The sequence below is a fragment of the Synechococcus sp. WC10meta genome (assembly GCF_047461475.1).
The window spans coordinates 1-3,824 of the sequence record NZ_JANSHF010000034.1; the positions used below are offsets into that span (position 1 = coordinate 1).

5 protein-coding genes are annotated in these 3,824 nt (G+C 61.3%); 2 read left to right on the plus strand and 3 right to left on the minus strand.

Translation table 11 applies throughout. The features are described from left to right. Nucleotides 1–294: 294 nt before the first annotated feature. On the plus strand, nucleotides 295–936 hold the full coding sequence (locus NW804_RS10270; RefSeq protein WP_414396831.1) for a hypothetical protein: 642 nt from the start codon (nucleotides 295–297) through the stop codon (nucleotides 934–936). Between the two features lie 6 nt (nucleotides 937–942). Here NW804_RS10270 and dapF read toward each other — a convergent pair whose 3' ends face one another. After that, nucleotides 943–1,812 carry a diaminopimelate epimerase gene (dapF, locus tag NW804_RS10275; protein ID WP_414423482.1) on the minus strand — a complete coding sequence of 290 codons (870 nt, stop codon included), beginning with the start codon at nucleotides 1,810–1,812 and terminating at the stop codon, nucleotides 943–945. Between the two features lie 23 nt (nucleotides 1,813–1,835). Continuing rightward, on the minus strand, nucleotides 1,836–1,967 hold the full coding sequence (gene psbN / locus NW804_RS10280; RefSeq protein ID WP_414396835.1) for a photosystem II reaction center protein PsbN: 132 nt from the start codon (nucleotides 1,965–1,967) through the stop codon (nucleotides 1,836–1,838). A gap of 242 nt (nucleotides 1,968–2,209) precedes the next feature. On the opposite strand from psbN, the gene psbH reads away from it, so the two are divergent. Further along, the gene (gene psbH / locus NW804_RS10285; protein WP_414361343.1) at nucleotides 2,210–2,413 is read left to right on the plus strand and encodes a photosystem II reaction center phosphoprotein PsbH; all 204 of its coding nucleotides are present in this window, start codon (nucleotides 2,210–2,212) and stop codon (nucleotides 2,411–2,413) included. Nucleotides 2,414–2,432: 19 nt separating this feature from the next. Here psbH and argJ read toward each other — a convergent pair whose 3' ends face one another. Next, a complete protein-coding gene (gene argJ / locus NW804_RS10290) occupies nucleotides 2,433–3,674 on the minus strand; it encodes a bifunctional glutamate N-acetyltransferase/amino-acid acetyltransferase ArgJ (RefSeq protein WP_414423483.1) in 1,242 nt (413 codons plus the stop codon). Nucleotides 3,675–3,824 lie beyond the last annotated feature (150 nt).

The following is a 3,824-nucleotide window of genomic DNA, read 5'->3' on the forward strand; positions in this document are numbered from 1 at the left end:
GTATAGGTGTGGGTGTGGGTTTGAGTTTCATCGCGACGGGGTGGGAGCACTCAACCTTCGCAGAACGTATCTGGGCTTGGGCCCAGTAGTTGGGGTTATGGCATCCCCCATAGGGCTGAGGTTTCAGCCTCATGCTCTGTGTAGCTCAGCCGGCAGGAGCCATCCTGCTGTCTGAGTAAAGAATCCCTGCCCTTTGGAGCAGGGAGAATGTCAATGCCTTGGATCCCGCTTTTCCCCTGCCTCTTCCCCGACCGCTAAACTGGTTCTAGTCGAGACGGCTGGGTGCCGAGATCCATGCGCCGCCAGCTTAAGACCCTAAACCAAATCCTCGACTACAAGCTAGCCGATCTGCGGCTGTTTGGCCGCGCCGAGCTGAAGGGTCAGGTGCTGAATGTGCTGCTGGAACGGCTGCCCGGCGATGGGGTGGACACACAGCAGGTGATGGAGGTGGTGCGTAGCGCTGTAGAGGCCTCGCTGCTGCAGGGGCTGCGCAAAGTCAACGTTTACCTTTGGTGCCGTGGCCAAACTGAAGCGGCGCCGGAGTGGAGCGAAAGCTTTGTGGTCGAGCCGTTGAGCCCAAGCAAGCCTGAGGGAGCTTGGAGCCGCGCCTCCAGCTACCGGCAAGACTATCCTGCCATGCGGGTGCTGCTTTTTGGCTTTGGCCTTTGCCTGGGTGGCTTCTACCTGCTGGGCTGGGAGCGGACGGGCTGGATGGACTGGATCCCCGTGGGGCTGGCCTTTGGCTTGGGGGTGATCTTCCCCTGGCTCAAACGCTCCCTCAACCAGGGGGCTCCCCCTCTGTTCCTACGCCTCGGCCTAGGGCTGGGGCTGGTCTGGCTGGGCCTGGCAGTGCTGATGATCTGGCACCAGGGCTGGAGCCCTGCCCACGGGATTCTCACCTTGCTGGCCCTTCTCCTAGTGGGGTTGGGATCCTGAAAGCGCTCACTCGGCAGTGGTGCCGCGGAAAACGGGCAGGGCCGGCCCTGTCATCCACACGTGTTGGGTGTCAAGATCCCAGCGAATCTCCAGGTTGCCTCCCGGCAGCTCCACCGTGGCCTGGGGCTCGGCCCGCTCTTCCAAGACGGCAGCCACTAGGGCGGCACAAGCTCCTGTTCCACAGGCCAGCGTCGCCCCTGCCCCTCGCTCCCAAACCCGCAGCCGCAGGTGGTTAGGGCTGAGCACCTGCACAAATTCGGTGTTGGTGCGCTCGGGAAAGGCGGGGTGATGCTCAAACAGGGGGCCCACCCTTTCCAAGTCCAGTTTCTCCAAGGATCCCTCCTCCTCCAGAAAGACCACGCAATGGGGGTTGCCCATGCTCACTGCTGTCACCCACCACTCCCGCCCGGCCACTGGGAGCGGTTGCCGCACCACCTTTTCCTCTGGCCCGGCCAGCGTGGTGGGAATCTGCTGGGCCAAAAGGCGAGGGATCCCCATGTCCACTGTTACCAAGCCATCGGGCTGCACCCGCGGCACAATCCGCCCTGCCAAGGTGTGGATCTGGTAGGCGCCATCCTGGGCGGGGATCCCCAGATCCTGCAAAAAGCGAGCCAGGCAGCGGATGCCGTTGCCGCACATCTCCGCTTCCGAGCCGTCGCTGTTGAACAGGCGCATGCTGAAATCAGCCCCCTCCTGCCCCGGCAGCAGGAAAATGACCCCATCCGCCCCCACGCCAAAGCGGCGATCGCAGAGGGCAATGGCCTCTTCTGGTGTCAGACAGGGCTGGGGCTGGTGGCGATTGTCCACCAAGATGAAATCGTTTCCCAACCCCTGGTACTTGTGGAAGGTGAGATGGGAGGGCAGCCGGGCAGCCATGCAGTGCAACAAGACAACGGGCTTCAATCCTCGTGCATTTCGAAGGGATCCTTCAAGTTCTTGGAAGGAGGTCCGAAGGCGGTGTAGATGGCAAAGGCGGTAATGACAATAGTAGTGGCCACAATAGCCACGATGAGGGAGAGGCTAGCTTCCATCGCTGGGATCCCGAGAGAGTCTCTCTAGAGTATTACACAAGTTTACAAAACATTGCGCCTCAGCGGCGACATGCACGGAATCCTCTGCCTGGCAAGGACAAGGGATGTCAAGATTCATTGCTATCGGCAAAGGGGTGGGGTCAGATTCTGGTAGCGTGATCTAAAGATGGCTGTTCTTGCGGCATTGAGTCTTTAGAGGATCCGCCGCCAGCTTTGTTCCTTCTTAACCTACGGCGAGAACTATGGCCATTCGTACCCGACTGGGCGATCTGCTGCGTCCGCTGAACTCGGAATACGGCAAAGTAGCCCCCGGCTGGGGCACCACGCCTCTAATGGCAGTCTTCATGGTGCTGTTTGGCATCTTCATGCTGATCCTCCTGGAGATTTACAACAAGTCGCTGCTGCTGGAAGACATCAACGTCTCCTGGGAGAGCCTCAGCTTCTAGTTTGGGCTTGCCAAGCGGCCTAGGTGGTGTACTCGGCGTTGATGCGCACATAGTCGTAGCTGAGATCGCAGCCCCAGGCTACGCCCTGACCAGGCCCCTGGTGGAGATCCACCGTGAAGACGACGGGATCCCCCTTGAGGTACTCGCGAGCGGCCTGGCGGTCAAAGGGGAGGGGCATTCCCTTCTCTAAAAGCAGGAAATCTCCCAGCCGGATCTCCAGAAGGCGGCTGTCAAAAGGGATCCCTGCTCGGCCAGCGGCGGCGGCCACCCGTCCCCAGTTGGGGTCGCCCCCAAAGGCTGCTGCCTTGACCAAGGGAGAGCTGGCAATGACGCGGGCTATCTGCCGAGCCGACCGGTCGTCGGGGGCGCCCTGCACCCGGATCTCCAGCAACTTGGTGGCTCCCTCCCCGTCGCGGGCAATGGCCTTAGCTAGGTGAATGCAAACCTGGGCAACCATCTCGGCTAGGGTTTGGGCAGCTTTTGTACCCGCTTGCACCGTGGGGATCCCGCTTTGGCCGTTGGCTAGAGCCAGTACCATGTCGTTGGTGCTGGTATCCCCATCCACGGTGATTTGGTTAAAGCTGAGGTCAACAGCCTCTTTGAGGATCTGCTGCCAGAGTGGGGGATCCACAGCCGCATCGGAGGTTAGGAAAGCCAACATGGTCGCCAAGTTGGGGTGGATCATGCCGGATCCCTTGGCGATGCCTCCTACCCTGACGGTGTAGCCGTCAATGTTAGCCTCCAGAGCCGTGCTCTTGGGAACTAGATCAGTGGTGAGGATGGCGCGGGCAGCGCTCTCTCCTCCTGCCGGCGAGAGGCGGTCGATAAGGTGGGGCAGGGCCGCCTCGATTTTGGCCATTTCCAGTTGTTGTCCAATGACCCCTGTGGAGGCGGTGAGCACCTGGTGGGAGGGGATCCCCAGCCGCTCTGCCACCCAGCGGGCCAGTTGGGCATTGTTGCGCTCCCCCTCTTCGCCTGTACAGGCGTTGGCCTGGCCGGCAGTGCAGAGGATGGCCCGCACCGGCTGGCCTTGGGCGAGGATGCTCTGGTTGTAGGTGACGCAGGCGGCCTTAACCTGGTTGGTGGTGAAAACGCCAGCCCCTACCGCCTCGCTGTCGGAAACAATCAGGGCCAGATCGGCGGCGCCGGAGGGCTTGAGGCCAGCAGCTACGCCGGCAGCGCGGAAGCCACGGGGGGCGGTTACGGCACCTGCAACCGGTTTAAACTGGGCTCCTGGATCCGATGGAATGGCTCTGGTCATACTGGCGGCTGCGCAGCTCCTAGCAAAGCGGGCCGGCTTTTGCGCTGGGAGCAAAGTGGTGTTGTTAGAACTTTACCAAAAAGCGCCGTAAGGCCCCGCCTTTGAAGGTGGGGATGTAAGGCGCAGCATTTTATCCAAGGTTTCCCCTGA